Origin of the sequence: Ligilactobacillus murinus DSM 20452 = NBRC 14221 (genome assembly GCF_001591685.1) — a bacterium.
Classification (GTDB): domain Bacteria; phylum Bacillota; class Bacilli; order Lactobacillales; family Lactobacillaceae; genus Ligilactobacillus; species Ligilactobacillus murinus.
In genome coordinates, this window is the sequence record NZ_BCVJ01000016.1 from 1 (window position 1) to 18211 (window position 18211).

19 protein-coding genes and 1 tRNA gene are annotated in these 18211 nt (G+C 40.3%); 1 reads left to right on the forward strand and 19 read right to left on the reverse strand.

Annotation, left to right across the window (positions count from 1 at the left end):
* Window positions 1-179: 179 nt before the first annotated feature.
* The 19 genes from LMU01S_RS04460 to LMU01S_RS04550 all read right to left on the reverse strand — a co-directional run bounded on the left by LMU01S_RS04460 (window position 180) and on the right by LMU01S_RS04550 (window position 17471).
* Window positions 180-1478, reverse strand: coding sequence for a pyrimidine-nucleoside phosphorylase (locus LMU01S_RS04460; RefSeq protein ID WP_056960067.1), 1299 nt, complete (start codon window positions 1476-1478; stop codon window positions 180-182).
* Between the two features lie 16 nt (window positions 1479-1494).
* The gene (gene deoD / locus LMU01S_RS04465) at window positions 1495-2211 is read right to left on the reverse strand and encodes a purine-nucleoside phosphorylase (protein ID WP_056960069.1); all 717 of its coding nucleotides are present in this window, start codon (window positions 2209-2211) and stop codon (window positions 1495-1497) included.
* The gene (locus LMU01S_RS04470) at window positions 2204-3406 is read right to left on the reverse strand and encodes a phosphopentomutase (protein WP_056960071.1); all 1203 of its coding nucleotides are present in this window, start codon (window positions 3404-3406) and stop codon (window positions 2204-2206) included. Before LMU01S_RS04470 ends, deoD begins: the two co-directional genes overlap by 8 nt.
* A 12-nt stretch (window positions 3407-3418) precedes the next feature.
* Window positions 3419-4066, reverse strand: coding sequence for a deoxyribose-phosphate aldolase (deoC, locus tag LMU01S_RS04475; RefSeq protein ID WP_004047960.1), 648 nt, complete (start codon window positions 4064-4066; stop codon window positions 3419-3421).
* A 533-nt stretch (window positions 4067-4599) separates the two neighbouring features.
* Window positions 4600-4673 (reverse strand) — tRNA-Arg (locus LMU01S_RS04480).
* A gap of 85 nt (window positions 4674-4758) precedes the next feature.
* Entirely contained in the window at window positions 4759-5886 is a 1128-nt protein-coding gene (gene dnaJ, locus LMU01S_RS04485; protein ID WP_004047978.1) for a molecular chaperone DnaJ, read from the reverse strand.
* Window positions 5887-6014: 128 nt separating this feature from the next.
* A complete protein-coding gene (gene dnaK / locus LMU01S_RS04490; RefSeq protein WP_056960073.1) occupies window positions 6015-7859 on the reverse strand; it encodes a molecular chaperone DnaK in 1845 nt (614 codons plus the stop codon).
* A gap of 23 nt (window positions 7860-7882) precedes the next feature.
* Window positions 7883-8458 carry a nucleotide exchange factor GrpE gene (gene grpE / locus LMU01S_RS04495; RefSeq protein ID WP_056960075.1) on the reverse strand — a complete coding sequence of 192 codons (576 nt, stop codon included), beginning with the start codon at window positions 8456-8458 and terminating at the stop codon, window positions 7883-7885.
* Between the two features lie 29 nt (window positions 8459-8487).
* The gene (gene hrcA / locus LMU01S_RS04500) at window positions 8488-9516 is read right to left on the reverse strand and encodes a heat-inducible transcriptional repressor HrcA (protein ID WP_056960077.1); all 1029 of its coding nucleotides are present in this window, start codon (window positions 9514-9516) and stop codon (window positions 8488-8490) included.
* An 88-nt stretch (window positions 9517-9604) separates the two neighbouring features.
* Window positions 9605-10552: a riboflavin biosynthesis protein RibF gene (ribF, locus tag LMU01S_RS04505; protein WP_056960080.1), complete on the reverse strand. Its 948-nt coding sequence runs from the start codon at window positions 10550-10552 to the stop codon at window positions 9605-9607.
* A 14-nt stretch (window positions 10553-10566) separates the two neighbouring features.
* Complete coding sequence (gene truB, locus LMU01S_RS04510) at window positions 10567-11472, reverse strand: tRNA pseudouridine(55) synthase TruB (RefSeq protein ID WP_056960081.1); 906 nt, start codon at window positions 11470-11472, stop codon at window positions 10567-10569.
* Window positions 11473-11557: 85 nt separating this feature from the next.
* A complete protein-coding gene (gene rbfA / locus LMU01S_RS04515) occupies window positions 11558-11923 on the reverse strand; it encodes a 30S ribosome-binding factor RbfA (RefSeq protein ID WP_004047989.1) in 366 nt (121 codons plus the stop codon).
* 24 nt (window positions 11924-11947) lie between these two features.
* Window positions 11948-14263: a translation initiation factor IF-2 gene (gene infB, locus LMU01S_RS04520; RefSeq protein WP_056960083.1), complete on the reverse strand. Its 2316-nt coding sequence runs from the start codon at window positions 14261-14263 to the stop codon at window positions 11948-11950.
* 72 nt (window positions 14264-14335) lie between these two features.
* Entirely contained in the window at window positions 14336-14650 is a 315-nt protein-coding gene (locus tag LMU01S_RS04525; RefSeq protein WP_004047992.1) for a L7Ae/L30e/S12e/Gadd45 family ribosomal protein, read from the reverse strand.
* Window positions 14640-14939 (reverse strand): RNase P modulator RnpM, encoded by a 300-nt coding sequence (gene rnpM, locus LMU01S_RS04530; protein WP_010689155.1) that lies wholly within the window; start codon window positions 14937-14939, stop codon window positions 14640-14642. The genes LMU01S_RS04525 and rnpM overlap by 11 nt, the downstream gene beginning before the upstream one ends.
* Before the next feature lie 11 nt (window positions 14940-14950).
* Complete coding sequence (nusA, locus tag LMU01S_RS04535; protein ID WP_004047996.1) at window positions 14951-16108, reverse strand: transcription termination factor NusA; 1158 nt, start codon at window positions 16106-16108, stop codon at window positions 14951-14953.
* 29 nt (window positions 16109-16137) lie between these two features.
* Complete coding sequence (gene rimP, locus LMU01S_RS04540) at window positions 16138-16608, reverse strand: ribosome maturation factor RimP (RefSeq protein WP_004047998.1); 471 nt, start codon at window positions 16606-16608, stop codon at window positions 16138-16140.
* A gap of 322 nt (window positions 16609-16930) precedes the next feature.
* On the reverse strand, window positions 16931-17266 hold the full coding sequence (locus LMU01S_RS04545; protein WP_056960084.1) for a YjcQ family protein: 336 nt from the start codon (window positions 17264-17266) through the stop codon (window positions 16931-16933).
* Window positions 17259-17471: a hypothetical protein gene (locus LMU01S_RS04550; RefSeq protein WP_056960118.1), complete on the reverse strand. Its 213-nt coding sequence runs from the start codon at window positions 17469-17471 to the stop codon at window positions 17259-17261. Before LMU01S_RS04550 ends, LMU01S_RS04545 begins: the two co-directional genes overlap by 8 nt.
* A 107-nt stretch (window positions 17472-17578) precedes the next feature.
* Here LMU01S_RS04550 and LMU01S_RS10250 point away from each other — a divergent pair, with 107 nt between their 5' ends.
* Window positions 17579-18034, forward strand: a complete 456-nt coding sequence (locus LMU01S_RS10250; protein ID WP_225354600.1) for a hypothetical protein — start codon at window positions 17579-17581, stop codon at window positions 18032-18034.
* Window positions 18035-18211: the final 177 nt, after the last annotated feature.

Genomic DNA, 18211 nt, shown 5'->3' on the forward strand with positions numbered 1-18211 from the left:
TATCTTTTTTTCGCTGTTGATCTACATAAAAAACGTTATTCAACGTCAACTCATATAGTTTCAACTCTATTTCCTCCCATTTTTCAATGTGCTAATTATCTTAATATGGGTCACCAAATTATGCAAATCAAAAAATAGTATTGTTAAGCCTTACATCCCTAACAATACTATCTTATCTGCTATTTGATTATTTCATGGATCAACGGAACAGTATTAGTCTTTTCGCCGATCTCGATATTATCTAAGATCAACTTTTCAACTTGCTCAATGTCTTTTTGATCACTATAGACCGTTACTAGCTCCTCATCTTTTTCAACTCGCTCACCGACTTTTTTGTGCAAGCGTAAACCGACTGCATAATTGATCGTATCTTCTTTACTTTGACGACCACCGCCAAGTAGCATACTTGCTACACCCAATTCATCAGCTGTCATTTTAGAAATATAGCCTGCCTTAGGTGCCTTGATCGAGATCTGATATTTTGCCTGAGGCATCAAACTATAATCATCGATGATATTGCGATCACCTCCCTGTGCTTCGATCATAGCACCAAATTTTTCAAGGGCCTTACCATTGACCAAAACTTCGATCAACATTTCACGGGCTTGCTCTAGCGTTTCGGCTTTTCCAGCTAAAACTACCATCTGACTTCCTAATGTCAAAACAAGATCAGTGATGTCTTTAGGCCCATTCCCCTTTAAGATCTCTATCGACTCTTCGATCTCAAGGGTATTTCCGATCGTATTGCCCAATGGTTGATTCATATCAGAAATAACTGCCATACAGCGCATCCCGACGTTTTTACCGATCTCGACCATCGCTTTAGCTAATGCTTTAGCTTTCTCTTGTGTCTTCATAAATGCACCTGAGCCAGTCTTAACATCTAAGACCAGCGCATCAGTACCAGAAGCGATCTTCTTACTCATAATAGAACCTGCGATCAACGGGATCGAGTCGACTGTTGCAGTAACATCACGTAAAGCATATAATTTCTTATCTGCGGGTGCGATATTACCAGTGGCACTGATGATAGCCAAGTTGATATCTTTGACTTGCTGGATAAACTCAGCCTCACTTAGTTCGACCTTAAAACCTGGTATCGCTTCCAATTTATCCAACGTTCCTCCAGTATGTCCCAAACCCCGACCTGAGATCATTGGGATCGGAATATCTAACGCAGCGATCATCGGAGCTAAGGGGATACTAGTCTTATCCCCCACACCACCAGTTGAGTGTTTATCGACCTTGATTCCTGGAATCAGTGACAAGTCAACTTCATCACCTGAATGGAGCATCTCTAAAGCAAAGGTCGCTTGCTCCTTAGCCGTCATTCCATTGAAATAAGTCGCCATCAAAAAAGCACTAGCTTGATAATCTGGGATCTCGCCTTTAGTATAACCCTCAATAAAAGTGTGTAGCTCTTCTTTTGTCAATTCTGCTCCATTGCGTTTGCGTTCGATAATATCTACCATTCGCATTGTGGCTCCCACCTTTCTACACTTTAACTTGTGAAATTGCAGCTTCGAGCGCAACTTTTACCATGTCATTAAATGATCTTTCACGCTCAGATGCTGGAGTTGATTCGCCACTTATAATGTGGTTACTGATCGTCAAAACAGCTAAAGCCTTTACATTATACTTAGCTGCGATCAGATATAGGCCTGCTGCTTCCATCTCAGCCCCTAACACATTGTATTGGATCAATTTCTTTCGATCGATCTCTTCATTATAAAAACGATCCTCTGAGATGATATTGCCAACTTTAACTGCGATCCGCTCTTTTTTAGCCGCAGTATACGCATGATCAAGCAAACTAAAATCAGCTGTGGGCGCATAATAAAGACCACTACCAAAAGTATTTTGAATGATGGCCGAATCAGTTGTTGCCGATTGCGCTAAAACAACATCTCTAACTTTTATTTCCGGCGCCATTCCGCCACATGTACCGACACGGATCAAGATCTCACACCCGTAATAATTGATCAGCTCTTCTGCATATATCAAAGTTGATGGGATCCCCATCCCTGTGCCTTGGACCGAGATCTTTATCCCCTTATAAGTTCCTGTATAACCCAATGCATTGCGAACTGTATTGTAACAGCGTGGATCGTCTAAAAACGTTTCCGCAATATGTTTGGCCCGTAAAGGATCACCTGGTAATAAAACGATCTTAGCAATATCACCTTTCTTGGCTTCAATATGTTCACTCATCTTGATCCCTCCGTAGATCGGCTAAAAAACTCTTACCGTCCGTTTTATTTGGTAACTCAAAATTATCTAGGATCGTTGCCCCCAGATCAGCATAAGTCTCACGGATCCCTAACGAACTACCCTTAGAAAAACTTGGTGAATAAGCTAATAAAGGCACATATTCACGCGTATGGTCAGTCCCTTTAAATCCAGGGTCGTTACCGTGATCAGCTGTGATCAGCAATAGATCGTTAACTTGTAAATTCTGCAGTAATTCACCCAAACGTTCATCAAATGCTGCCAAAGCTTTACCGTATCCTTCAAGATCACGGCGATGACCATACATTGCATCAAAATCGACCAAGTTCGTAAAACACAGGCCGGTAAAATCTGTTTGGGCAACTTCGATCGTCTTAGTCATCCCGTCATCATTACTTTCAGTATGGATCCTTGTAGCGATCCCCTTACCTGAAAAAATATCGTTCGTTTTTCCAACTCCGATGACTTCAAAGCCAGCTTGATCTAACATATCTAGGACCGTATCTTTTGGAGGGACTAAAGTAAAATCATGCCGGTCAGACGTTCGTTTAAATTCACTTTTATCTTTACCAACATATGGACGCGCAATAATACGCCCGATGTGATATTCATCGATCGTTATTTCTCTAACATATTTACAGATCCGATACAACTCATCGAGCGAAATGATCGCTGTATTAGCTGCGATCTGCAAGACTGAATCCCCTGAGGTATACACGATCAAAGCCCCAGTTTCTAACTGCTCTTCACCGTATTTAGCGATCACTTCGGTCCCAGAGATCGGACGATTGACGATCACTTTACGGCCACTAAATTCTTCGATCGCCTTGATCAAATGTTCTGGGAATCCATTAGGGAAAAAGCCCAGCGGTTCAGTGACTGGCAAGCCCATCATTTCCCAGTGACCATCCATACTATCTTTTCCTGCCGAGATCTCTTGCATCTTGCCATAGTAAGCTAGTGGGGCTTCAACTGGTAAAACGCCTGTTAATGGCGAATCAGACCGAATATTGCCCAAACCTAGAGCCGTTAAGTTAGGTAATTTTAACTCACCATTCCAATAAGAAGTGATGTGGCCTAGAGTATCAGAGCCTTCATCATCAAATTTAGCCGCATCTTTAGCAGCTCCGATCCCTACCGAGTCGATCACTAATGTAAATACACGTTTAAATCGCATTCTATTCACATCCTAACTATTAACGATCTTGACCCCTGCACTCGCACCTAAACGTGAAGCTCCTGCCTCGATCAAGGCTAGAGCTTCTTCTTTGGAATGGATCCCACCAGAAGCTTTAACACCGATATCTGGTCCGACAGTCTTTCGCATCAATTCAATGTCAGCTACGGTCGCACCACCGGTCGAAAAACCAGTGGATGTTTTAACGTAATCAGCCCCAGCTTCTTTTGACAATTCACAAGCCTTGATCTTTTCTTCATCGGTCAATAAGCAAGCTTCAATGATAACTTTGACCAATTTACTTTCTGCATGACATACATCAACTACCGCCTTGATATCTGCTTTGACCGCATCGTAATGTTTGGCCTTTAATTCGCCGATATTTATCACCATATCAAGTTCATCTGCTCCATCAGCGATCGCTTCTTTAGCTTCACTGACTTTGATGCTGGTCTTATTAGCGCCTAAAGGAAAGCCGATCACCGTACAGACTTTGACATCACTATCAGCTAAACCTTGAGCCACTTTTTTGACCCAATATGGATTGATACAGACTGATGCAAAGCCATATTCTAATGCCTCAGAAATTATCTTTTCTACTTGTTCTTCAGTTGCATTTGGTGCCAAGATCGTGTGATCGATATATTTTGCTAGATCCATAACTACTTCCTCCAAGAATATAAATTTTATATTATGAATACGCTTACAATATAACATTTAGACGATCCACTTGTAAAACAAATAGCTTGAATTTTAGGAAAAATTACTAAATATTTTATTTCGCTAATATTGGTCAATAAATCTTTCTGATTTTACTACTATCCTTTTTGTAGTGATCAAATGTCTATACGCTTTTACCTACTTCTTTAGCTACTTGTAGTGATTTACGAGTCAAACATCATCTATTTAATTTTACGGCGTACACATGTCGCTTATCTGCCTAGCATAGGTCATGCGGACCTTTTGACAACAACAGATATTTATGCGTACTTGATCGACGAATACAAAGAAAAAAAACGATGCTACGATCATTTCAAAACTAGATGAACTTGCAGGGTAATTATTCCCCTTCCATTACCCTTTTCTTACTACAACTTACTGTTTTTAACGATTTTTCCCAGATAACAGAAAAGGCAAAACGCTGATATAACAACGTTTTGCCTTTTCTTAACTGGTATTAACTTCATTTAAAATGATCCGGGTGAGATTCGAACTCACGACCTACGGTTTAGAAGACCGTTGCTCTATCCAACTGAGCTACCAGACCATCGCAACGAAGTTAATTATACCGTCTTTTTATAACTAAAGTCAATCATTTTCAGATAAAATTTATAAATTTTTATCTTGTGATCTTACTCATTTTTTAATGCCTTAACTAAGCGATCCAAGAAATTGCCTTCATCAGCAACTTCATCACCTGAAGCTTCCGCAAAAGCTTTCAATGCGATCTTTTGTTGTTTATTTAGACTCTTTGGTGTTTGAACTTTCACTGTAACTCGTTCATCACCATTGCCTGTTCCATGCAATCTCGGTGCCCCTTTACCACGTAAGCGGAATGTCGTTCCCGTTTGCGTTCCAGCTGGGATCTTCAACTTAACATCTCCGTGAACAGTCTTAACTGGGATCTCAGCCCCTAAAGTAGCTTGCACAAATGTGATCGGTTGTTCTAAATAGATCTCAGAGCCATCACGCTTGAAGGTATCACTTGGCGCAACATTAAAGACGATAAAGAGATCGCCGTATGGACCACCATTTACACCTGCTTCACCTTGGCCTTGTAAGCGCATTTGATTGCCATCTTCGACCCCTGCTGGCACTTTGACTTCAACTGCATGCTTCTTGCGGATATGACCAGAACCATGACATGTAGTACACTTTTCTTTGATCTCTTTTCCAGTACCACCACAGACATCGCATTCTTGTTGTGTCATAATACGCCCAAGTGGAGTTTGGCGCTCGACTTGGACAAAACCACGACCACCACAATGCGAACAAGTTACAGGTGATGTTCCTGGTTTAGCACCAGTACCGTTACATGTGTCACAATCTTCTTCACGAGTATATTCAATTTCAGTCGTCTTACCAAAAATTGCTTCTTCAAAGGTCAAGTTCATTTCATATTGCAGATCACGACCTTGACGCGGAGCTGTGCGTGAACGACTAGCACCACCGCCGCCAAAGAATGAACTGAAAATATCGTCAAAACCACCGAAACCACCTTCAAAGCCGCCACCAAAGCCTTGACCAGCACCGCCAAAGCCTTGAGCTCCAGTCGAGCCAAACTGATCAAATTGAGCCTTTTTCTGCGGATCACTTAAAATCTCATAAGCATCGTTTACCTCTTTGAACTTTTCTTCTGCCCCAGCTTCATGGTTTAAGTCAGGGTGATACTTCTTTGATAGTTTGCGATAAGCGCGCTTGATCTCATCAGCAGATGCATCTTTGGAAATACCTAAGACATCATAAGGATTCTTTTCCATGTTTCTCCTCCAAATAATTGGTTATTTGCCGTGCAATTACACTTAAATTTAGATTAACATAACTGCTTAAAAATAAAAAGCCAAAGTCCACAAAGGGCCTTTGACTTTTCATTTAGCCATTGTAACGATTATTTATCGTCAGGATCGACTTCTTTAAAGTCGCCATCTACTGTGTTATCATCAGCAGCGTTGGTTTCGCTAGCGGATGCACCATCAGCTTGAGCTTGGCCTTGAGCTTGTTGTGCTTGTTGGTAAAGTTTGACTGACATGTCTTGGATGATCTTTGTCAAATCATCTTTCTTAGCTTTCATGTCTTCGATGTTATTTTCTTCTTGCGCTTTCTTCAATGCATCACGTGCATCTTCAGCTTTCTTCACTTCGTCATCAGACACTTTGCCTTTGATCTCTTCTAACGTCTTATCTGTTTGGAAGAGCAATTGATCTACTTCGTTACGTAGATCAACTTCTTCTTTACGCTTCTTGTCAGCTTCTTCGTTTTCCTTAGCTTCCTTGACCATACGATCGATCTCTTCATCGGATAGACCAGATGAACTCTTGATCGTGATCTTTTGTTCTTTGTTAGTGCCGAGATCTTTAGCAGATACATTTACGATACCGTTCTTGTCGATATCAAATGTAACTTGGATCTGAGGAACACCACGTGGAGCTGCTGGAATATCTGTTAATTGGAAACGACCTAAAGTCTTGTTATCAGCTGCCATTGGACGTTCACCTTGTAAAACGTGAATATCAACAGCTGGTTGGTTATCAGCAGCAGTTGAGAAGACTTGTGACTTAGATGTTGGGATCGTTGTATTGCGATCGATCAATTTTGTAAAGACGCCACCCATTGTTTCGATACCAAGTGACAATGGAGTAACATCAAGTAAAACAACGTCTTTAACATCACCAGTGATGACCCCACCTTGGATCGCTGCCCCTAAAGCAACAGCTTCATCAGGGTTAACAGATTCATTTGGAGTATGACCAGTTTCAGCTTTAACAGCTTCTTTAACTGCAGGGATACGGGTTGAACCACCAACTAAGATAACTTCATCGATGTCAGCGTTGGTCAAACCAGCATCTTGTAAAGCATTACGTACAGGGATCTTAGTTCTTTCGATCAAGTCATGTGTCAATTCATTGAACTTAGCACGTGTTAAAGTTGTTTCTAAGTGCAATGGACCAGCTTCACCTGCTGTGATAAATGGTAAGGAGATCTGTGCAGAAGTTACACCAGAAAGATCTTTTTTAGCCTTTTCAGCAGCATCTTTAAGACGTTGCATTGCCATCTTATCAGTTGAAAGATCAATACCATGTTCTTTCTTGAATTCTGCTACTAACCAATCGATGATCTTGTTATCAAAATCATCCCCACCAAGGTTTGTATCACCGTTTGTAGAAAGTACTTGGAAGACACCATCGCCAAGTTCAAGGATGGAAACGTCAAATGTACCACCACCAAGGTCAAAGACTAAAACTTTTTCATCTTTGTCTTGTTTGTCCAAACCATAAGCTAAAGCAGCTGCTGTTGGTTCGTTGACGATACGTTCAACTTTCAAACCAGCGATCTTACCAGCATCTTTAGTAGCTTGACGTTGTGAGTCATTGAAGTAAGCTGGAACTGTGATAACAGCTTGAGTAACTTCTTCACCTAAGTAGCTTTCAGCATATTCTTTGATGTATTGCAAGATCATTGCTGAAATTTCTTGTGGTGTGTATTCTTTACCTTCGATATCTACAGTATAACCAGCTTCACCCATGTGACGTTTGATCGAGCTGATCGTATTTGGGTTAGTGATCGCTTGACGTTTAGCTACTTCACCAACTTGAGTTTCACCATTTTTAAATGAAACAACAGATGGAGTTGTCCGGTTACCTTCTGGATTTGTAATAATTTTTGCTTCTTTACCTTCAAGAACAGCAACTGCTGAGTTAGTTGTCCCAAGGTCAATACCAATGATTTTTGACATTAAAAATTCACCCTTTTACAAAATTATTGTGCGACAACGACCATTGCTGGACGTAAGACGCGATCTTTTAACATATAGCCTTCTTGTAAGACTTGGACGATCGTTTCAGGCGTTTGTCCTTCCTCGACCGGTACTGACTTGACCGCTTGATGTTTCGTCGGATCAAATTCTTCACCCAACGAAGCGATCTTTGTCACATCATTACTTTGTAAGGCCTTGTCGAGATCTCTTGCAACGATCTCGATCCCTTGCTTGAGTTGTTTTGAACCAGCATCTTCAACTTCTGTTTGCAAGGCACGTGTTAAATTATCGACAACTGGTAAAATATCACGTGCTAGATCTTGACCTTCATAACGAAGAAGTTGCTCTTGTTCTTTTTTGAAACGCTTAGTCATGTTCGCCATTTCCGCTTCTGAACGGTAATAGCGATCTTCTAATTCATCATATTTTTTTTGCAGTTCAGCTAACTGATCAGTCAAAGCTGTGACTTCATCAACAGCTTCTTCTTTCTTTGGATCATCCACTGAATCATTTTTTACTTCAGTTTCATCCGGTGCTGTTTGCTCTGCTGCAGCATTTTTGATCTCTTCTTCTGCCACATCAACACCCCTTTTCCTATAAAATCAATTTAAAATTTTTGATAATAGTCATTTATTCTCTTAGCCAGTTCATCGCGGAAAACCGTAATCAGACCGATCATTTTTGAATATGGCATATTTGTCGGACCTAGGATCGCGATCGTTCCCTGTCCATGGTTACCATCATCAAAAGTAGCAGAGATCAAGCTGTAATTTTGTAGCAAAATGCTTGGTAGTTCATCACCCAACTTAATGGAGATCCCATCTTTAGTTGAGTCCACCAAACTGCCGATCCCTTGCGTTTGATCAACTAGAGAATATAGTGACTTTATCTGTTCAAGTGAGGCATCTTTGGAAAAATCCAAAAGATTCATCTTCCCCCCTACATAAACCTGTTCCTTAGCTACACGGCTCAAGATATTACCAAAAACATCGATGAAACCAGCCGGTTGATGTAAGTAACGGTTCAAAAGGGGCAAACATTCATTAAGCCTGACGATCACCTGTCTCAGTGGCAGACCAACGACTTTATCATTGATCAGACGGATAACAGCTTCGAGTTCACTGCCACTTATCCCACTTGGCATCGTAAAAGTCTGACTCTCAACGGTACCGTCACTTGTTACCAAAATCACCATTACCTGTTGATTGCCAAGCTCTACGAGTCTAAAACCTTCTAAGCGTAGATCCTTAGCTTCAGGTTTGAGCGAAATAGCAGTATAACTTGTCAAATCGGATAAGATCTTAGCTGAAGTCGCTAGGATCTCATCGATCTTCTGAAATTCATTTCCAAAAGAGTTGCGGATATCATACAAAGCATTACGATCAAGTTTGCTAGGTTTCATCAAATTATCGACATAATATCGATAACCCTTAAGTGAAGGGATCCGCCCTGAACTTGAATGCTCCTTTGCAATATATCCTTGCTGTTCGAGAACCGCCATCTCATTACGAATGGTCGCTGAACTCACATGGACCGGTAATTGTTGTTGTAAAGTCTTCGATCCGATCGGCTGCCCCGCTTCTGTATAATTACGGATCACAGCCTCAAGGATCAATAACTGTCGCTCAGTCAACACTACGATCACCTCTTTTAGCACTTAACACTCTGGAGTGCTAAGTCAATTATTAATATACACAACTCTTAGCAATCTGTCAAGCAGAGTGCTAATTTTCATTTTGAACATTAAGTAACGCTTCAGAATGCTGTTTATCAGCCTCTAATTGCGCGATCAATTCAGCGATACTATTAAATTTCACCATTGGACGCAAATAATTTTTCCAATAGACCGTTACTTTTTTGCCATAGACCATCGCCGAAAAATCAAAGAGATTTACTTCTAACGTCTTAGCTAGATCATCACCAAAGGTTTCATTATAGCCGATCGAAGCCATCCCGTGGTATCGTTTACCATCCAATCCTACTTCAACGGCATAGACCCCTACTGCTGGCAATTGTTTGGCAGGGCTCGTTTCAATATTCAACGTTGGAAAACCTATCTGTCGGCCACGCTCAAAGCCATGCACTACCGTCCCTGTCGTTTGGTACACATAACCTAAATAGTGGGCTGCAAGTTCAACTTTTCCATTTGCTAGAGCTTCTCTGATCCCAGTTGAACCAACTTTTTCATCTTCTTTTAGTAGCTCGACATTCTGGATCTCAAATCTATTTTTAGCATATTTAGGCAGATTTTTCATATTAGCGACTGTATGAGGCCCATACGTGTAATCACTGCCGGCAGTGATCCCCACCGCATTTAATCCTACGACATATTTATCGATAAATTCCTGAGGTTTTAAGTAAGCAAGTTTTTCGTCAAATTTGACCACATAGGCAATATCTGCTCCAAATTTTTCAAACAATGCTAATTTTTCGGTGATCGGTGTCAAATATTGGATCTTTTGCGGGTCACGTTGCTGAAAAATAGCACTGGGATGCCGATCAAAAGTCATCACTGCTAGCTTGACACCCATTTTTTTGGCTTGCTGTTTAGCCGCCTTGATCACCGCTTGATGTCCGCGATGGACTCCATCAAAAAAACCTAGGGCTAAGACGATCTGTTCAGGATAGATCTCACTTTTAGCATATGGTTCAGCTAATTCAATAACTTTCATCTCTGTTACCTTCTTTAAGTTAGATCAAGCATTTGTTCTGAACGAAAAACGTCTTTTTTATCATCATAATAATAAAGTGCCCGTGCTTTATCGCCATACATCAACAAGATCTTTGTCGTCTTATCTTTAAAAATATTTGCTGGTAAAAAGCCACCATTTTGGACCTTTTGCCACTGTTGTTCAGTTAGGATAACTTTCGGATAGCTTCGAAAAGCATATTCAAGTGGATAAAGGTAAGTTTCTAGTTCTTCTGGAGTAGCATTAGTCAGCTGTTCAAGAGTCACACTCTTCTCTAGCTCAAAGCCCCCACTTTGCAAACGTGTCAGATCTGACATTACAGCTGGGACACCCAAAATTTCGCCTAGATCTAACGCCAAAGTCCGAACATAAGTCCCTTTACCACAACCGACTTCAAAATAAAGCGTCTGTTGTTTTTTAACTGCATCATATGTGCTTGGCTTAGTCTGCTTAAAATAATCGACTGTGATCTTTCTTTTAGGACGTTCAACACTTTGCCCGGCACGTGCGTATTCATAGAGCCGCTTACCATTGACTTTGACTGCCGAATACATCGGCGGGATCTGAATTATCTCACCCGTCAGCTGAGCCATTGCTTGATCGATCTGTTCTTGACTAAAAGGACGTTCGATAGCTTCTTTGGCAACAACTGCACCATCCAGATCTTCAGTTTCTGTTGCAAAACCTAAAATGATCTCGCCTTTATAAACTTTTCCCGATGCCATCAAATAATTGACTGCTTTAGTTGCTCTACCGATACAGATCGGTAAAACACCATCAACATTGGGATCAAGTGTGCCACTATGTCCAACTTTACGTGTTTTAAAAATTTTCCGGCATTTAAAAACTGCATCGTGGCTCGTCATACCACGATCTTTATTCAAAGGAAGGATCCCGTCCATTTTTTACCTCTCTTTTCTAAAAAAAGAAGCTAGAAAATTTTTCCAGCTTCTTTTTATCTACACATAATTTTTAAATCATGATCGATCAATAAGGATTACTTTCTTGCTGGTGTAGCTTACTTAAAAGCTCATCGATATGATCACCGTAACGTACTGATTCATCCCGTTCAAATTTAATTTCAGGCGTTACATAAATACGCAAGCGTTGACCCAATTCACGTCTAATCAAACCTGTTGCTTTATCTAAACCGATCTGTGTTTTCTCAGCATCAGAAGCCAAATTAGATAATGTACTGTAATAGATCGTTGCATGTTGCAAGTCACCTGTCACTTCTACGCCCGTGATCGTCACGCCTTGTACTCGAGGATCACGCACACGCTTAGTCAAAATATCATTGACTTCCCTTTGGATCTCTTGTGATAACCGACCCACACGATAATGTTGTGCCATTCAAATTCCTCCTCAAATCAAATATTAGTCTTGTGGAACTTCTTCCATTACGTAAGCTTCGATACGATCGCCTACTTTGATGTCGTTGTATTTTTCGATCATCAGACCACATTCGTAGCCTTGTTTTACTTGTTTAACGTCATCTTTGAAACGCTTAAGCGAAGCAAGCTTACCTTCATAGATCACGATACCATCACGGATAACGCGGACTCCACTATCACGTTGGATATAACCATCTGTGACATAGCCCCCACCGATCGTACCTAACTTAGATACTTTATAAGTTTCACGAATTTCAACTTCACCGATGACTTTTTCTTCAAAGACTGGTTCTAGCATACCCTTCATCGCAGTTTCAACTTCATCGATCGCCTTATAGATGACATTGTGTAAACGAATATCGACCTTATCACTTTCAGCTTGGATCTTAGCTTGTGGAGTCGGACGTACATTGAAACCAATAATGATAGCATTTGAAGCTTCTGCTAAAGTAACATCAGATTCATTGATCGCACCGACCGCTTGGTGGATGATATTTACGCGAACACCTTCAACATCGATCTTCTTAAAGCTTTGTGCTAAAGCTTCAGCTGAACCTTGCACATCGGCTTTGATGATCAGACCAACTTCTTTTAGATCCCCTTCTTTCAAGGTATCAAACAAGTTATCTAAGGTCACATGCGTCGTTTGGTTACGTTCTTTGATCAAGGCACGTTTAGCACGTTCTTCACCAGCTGCCCGCGCTGTCTTTTCGTCATCAAATGTAATAAAACGATCACCAGAATCAGGAACATCGTTTAGACCAGTGATCTCAACTGGAGTCGCTGGAGTTGCTTTCTTGATCGAACGACCCCGAGCATCAGTCATTGTCCGCACACGACCAAAGGTGTTACCCACAACGATCGGATCACCAACATGTAATGTACCGTGTTGCACAAGTAATGAGGCAACAGAACCCTTACCTTTATCTAGCCGAGCTTCGATAACTGAACCTGCACCATGTTGTTTAGCATTGGCTTTCAATTCGAGCATTTCAGCTTCAAGTAAGATCATATCGAGCAATTCTTCTAAGTTCTTATTGAATTTAGCTGAGATCTCAACAAAGATCGTATCGCCACCCCAACTTTCAGGGATCAATTCATACTCTGATAATTGTTCCATGACGTGGTTTGGATTAGCACCTGGTTTATCGATCTTGTTGACCGCAACGATGATCGGTACATTAGCAGCCTTAGCGTGGTTGATAGCTTCGATCGTTTGTGGCATCACACCATCATCAGCAGCAACGACTAAGACAGTGATATCCGTGATATCCGCCCCGCGAGCCCGCATGTTAGTGAAGGCAGCGTGTCCTGGTGTATCCAAGAATGTGATCGTTTTACCTGAATGACGCACTTGGTAAGCACCGATATGTTGTGTGATACCACCAGCTTCGCCAGCCGTAACATTGGTATGACGTAATTTATCCAATAACGTTGTCTTACCATGGTCAACGTGACCCATGATCGTTACAACTGGTGGGCGTGAAGTCAAATTATCTTGATTATTTTGTTCTTCTTCAAAGAATTTATCGATATCAGCTACGTCGACTTCGATCTTTTCTTCTGCCTTGATCCCATAATCAGCTGCCAAGATCTCGATCGTATCTTTATCAAGGGATTGGTTTTGGTTGACCATAACACCCATCATAAATAACTTCTTGATGATCTCAGCTGGTTCACGGTGGATCTTTTTAGCAATATCTGCCACGTTCATGCCGACCGTATAGACCAAAACTTCTGGTAATGGCTTGTTTTTACGTGGAGGAACTGCCGGTTTATTGTTCTTTTGATTGAACTTCTTATTTTTCTTGTTCTTGTTCTTTTTATTGAACTTATGATTGTTATTATTCCCGCCAAAGCGATTGTTTGAAAACTTATTTTTCTTTTGGTTGTTGTTTTGGCTATTGCCTTGGGAATTATTGCCACGATGTTTTGTATTATTCGCGTTATTATTGTTGTTGTTTTTTTCCATACGCTTCCCTGAATGCCTTTCATTATTTCTTTGTGCGGATGCTTGATTTTGATGCTTAGAATGGTTATTATTCCGCGCATTTTGGGAGTTTTTGTTTACAGCAACATTTTGTTTTTTCTCGCTGTTTTCTTTTTTAGGAGTCGCCTGCTGTTGTGAACTAGATTTAACTGGTTTAACAAATGAAGCTTTAACTTTAGCTTCAGCAGCTTGATCTAAAGATGACATGTGGTTACCAACTTTAAAACCATTTTTCTTTGCAACTTCAATTACTTCTTTGTTGCTAACGTTTAATTCCTTAGCCAGTTCATAAATCCTTTTTTTACTCATGACTTCACTCTCCTTATTTTCAAGAATACACACCTACTCGATCTCTGACCGAATAAGCTCTATACCCTTCGATCAAGAAAAAAGAAGCTGGCGTATCTTCTTCCCAAAACCAGGATCGGTAACTGCGATCAAGGAACGCTTTGCGCCGATCGCAGCACTTAACTCCTGTTTTGTAAATTCTGTTGTTAATGCTACATCATAGCTCTTACACTTATCAGTGAATTTCTTTTGGGTGCTTTGCCCACAATCGTTTGCCATTAGCACGACTTTAGCCTTTCCGGAACGAATCGCTGCTAAGACCAGGTCTTGGCCTGTAGTCAACTTGCCAGCTTTCCGAGCTAATCCCAATAAGTTTAGAGCTTTTCGCTGTTCGATCTTATTTTCCATTGCCAAATAACTCTGCTCGTGCAACTTGGTGATCGACATAGGCCACTAATTCATCATAAAAAGCAGGTTCGATCTTAACACCAAAAACTTTATCAAAAGTCTTTTGTTCCCGAGCTTTCTTTGCGGTAGCCACATCTAAATGAATATATGCACCCCGGCCAGCTTTTTTACCAGTTGGGTCAAGACTCACTTCATTTTCTTTATTTTTCACGACGCGTACAAGTTCTTTTTTAGGTTTCATTTCACCAGTAACGATATCTTTGCGCATTGGGATCTTGCGTTGTGCCATGTTTGTGCCCCCTATTCTTCAGTCGTTTCAATTGAAACTTCTGCTTTCTCAGCTAGCTCAGCATCGGCTTCTAAAGCAGCCATATCGGATTCGGATTTGATATCGATCTTGTATCCGGTCAAATGCGCTGCTAAACGAGCATTTTGCCCACGCTTACCGATCGCAAGTGAAAGTTGATCATCTGGCACGATCACTGTGCAAACACGTTCATTTTCAGGATCAAAGCGAACTTCAACGATATTTGCTGGGTTCAAAGCATTTGAGATATATTTTGCTGGATCTTCACTCCATTCAATGATATCCATCTTTTCACCATTCAATTCATTGACGATCGCTTGAACACGTTCACCTCGTGGCCCCACACAGGTTCCGATCGGATCAACGCCTTCTTCCGCCGAGTAAACTGCCACTTTAGCCCGATCACCGGCTTCACGTGCGATCGATTTGATCTCAACGGTACCGTCAAAAATTTCAGGCACTTCATTTTCAAATAGGCGTTTCAATAGATCTGGGTGAGAACGGCTAACGTAAACTTGTGGTCCTCGATTCTTACGCCGCTTCTTACCATCTTTATTTTCAACTTCTGGCTCATTATTATTAGCCGATGGATCAACAACTTTGTAGATGTAAACTTTGATCCGATCATGTGATTTGTAAACTTCACCCGGTACTTGGTCTTTTTTAGATAAAACAGCTTCAACATTGCCTAAATTAACATAGATATAACGGCTATCGTGACGTTCAACTTCACCAGAGACGATCTCATTTTCATACTTGCTGTATTGATCATAGATCATTTGGCGTTCTTCTTCCCGCACACGTTGCATGATCACTTGTTTAGCCGTTTGAGCTGCGATCCGTCCAAAATCACGTGGTGTCACCTCAAAGCGGATCGTATCACCGACTTCATAAGCCTTGTTGATCTCTAATGCATCTTCTAAGCTAACTTCCAAGCGTGAGTCAAAGACATTGTTGACAACTTCTTTGACGGAATAGACTTTGATGTCACCTTTACGCTTGTCAAATTCAACTTCTACGTTTTGGGCCTTATCATAGTTTCGCTTGTAAGCTGAAACTAAAGCCTGTTCCAACGCATCGATCACAATTTCTTTTTTGATTCCTTTTTCTGTTTCAAGCGCATCTAATGCGTTAAGTAATTCCTTACTCATGGTTTGATTCTCCTTGTAAAAATAATCTTTTAAAATTTAATTGCGAGCCGCGCTTTAGCAATTTGCTTACGTGGGATCGTGATTGTTTTTTTACGGGTCTTATCCATATATTCGAGTGTCAACTCATCTTTGGATAATGCTGTCATTGTTCCTTCATATACTTTCTTACCATCGAGTTGTTGGTAAAGTGAAACATTGATATATGAGTTCAAAGCACGCTCATAATCTTTTTCTTTTTTCAATGGTCGTTCTGCCCCTGGCGAAGAAACTTCCAAATAATAAGCTTGTGGAATTGGATCTGGATCACAATTATCCAACTTTTCACTAAGTTGGTCACTAACAAGGGCACATTCTTCGATGTTGATGCCCCCTTCCTTGTCGATAAAGACACGCAAATACCAACTTTTTCCTTCTTTGACAAATTCGATATCAACTAATTCAAAGTGATGATCATCCAAGATCGGTGTAACTAGCTTCGTTACTGTTTCTACAACACTCACGCATTAGCCCCCTCTAAAATAACTTGTAACTCTATTGTAACGCATTTTTTATTCCAATAAAAAGAGTGAGCATCTCTGCTCACTCTCACGAGTTATCAAAATACATAAGTAATTGTAACACTAAAACCTTGAAATTTCAAGATTACATTATTTTTTCTATATTTATCTTCTGACTTTTTGTCAGGTGGCGCTTAATTTAACTCTTCATTAATATCACAATTTTTGTCCCTAATAGATCAGATTTGTATTTCTGATCACGTTCACCGATCGCATAAAAAATAAGCCTTTTATCGACTTGCCCAGGTCGAACTATTAAAAAATATCAAAGTAGATTGATATTGCCGACAATATCAGATATTCCCTTGATCGATTTCTTTACTTTTTGTATCGTGCTATTTTCATGCAAATAAGAACTTCCTTTAGGACTGATCATAATATTGTTTTGAAGATGCTTTCCCGCATAATCTTCAATATACGCCGCATTAAGAATAAATCCCTCTTCATCTAACGTATTAAAGATATATTCAAAATATCGCTCATTGATACCTAGCCATTGGGGAGTTAATTTACTAACATCAACATCTTCGCCGTTTTTCAAACAGTTATACAAATACATCAGCACTCGATAGACCAAAACATAATAATCATTTTTAGCCATTATCCACCTCTGATATTTCCTTTATTTCACTCTCTGATATTGAAAGTCCTGTCTCAAAACCCGGTTTGTTCACATTAACTATATCTAGCCACCATTGTCCATCATCGGAATCCTCTGGAGTCTCAATACTTCTTACATAGCCTCTCCACTCCATATTATCATCATCAATTATCCTAACATTCTTCCCTAAAAAATTATTTAGCATCAACCTCATCTCCATTCATTGGCTTATACGGAACTACTATGAGTCCTTTTCTTAGAATGGTGGATTTCGATCCAATTGTCTCTTCACCCGAATTATAATCTATCCCAATGACATGGTCAACAGAGCCTACTTCTTTATTTCCAAAACCATTTTTAGTTCTGTTTAATTTACCTTACTGCTTTGTCGAACGCTACAAATCGACACTTACTAGAAAATATCGTAAAGTATCTATCACCTATGGAAAGAAGATGTCTCAAATCATAAAAGCCACTACCCAAGAACTAGAACACAAGATCAATAGGGTGTTGGCTGAAGAAAATGAGTTTGTTCAAACAGCAGTACTTGCACAAATTTCAGCCACCTTTTTAGATCAGTATCAGAAATGTGTTCAACCTAATACATATAAAAACGATGGACTATTTATCAAAAAATTTATCGACGATTTCGGTCATGACACTATCATAAATAATATTTCCATTCAAAACCTAAAGCGATACTTTAATAATGATTGCTTGACCAATGGTGCGATCACTACGCTGATATCTTTAAGCTACAACATCTGACTGGCTTGTGCATTCAAGATGTGATCAAAGAAGCTGATAAAATGTATCTTGATATCGATCACTCGCTGTTTTCTTGAGCTCGCCACCTCGGTACTATTTGTCAGATTCTACTAAAACTTTCGCAGGAATACGTAAGATATTTTTATCTCCCGAAGCGACAGAGATAATCGAAAAACA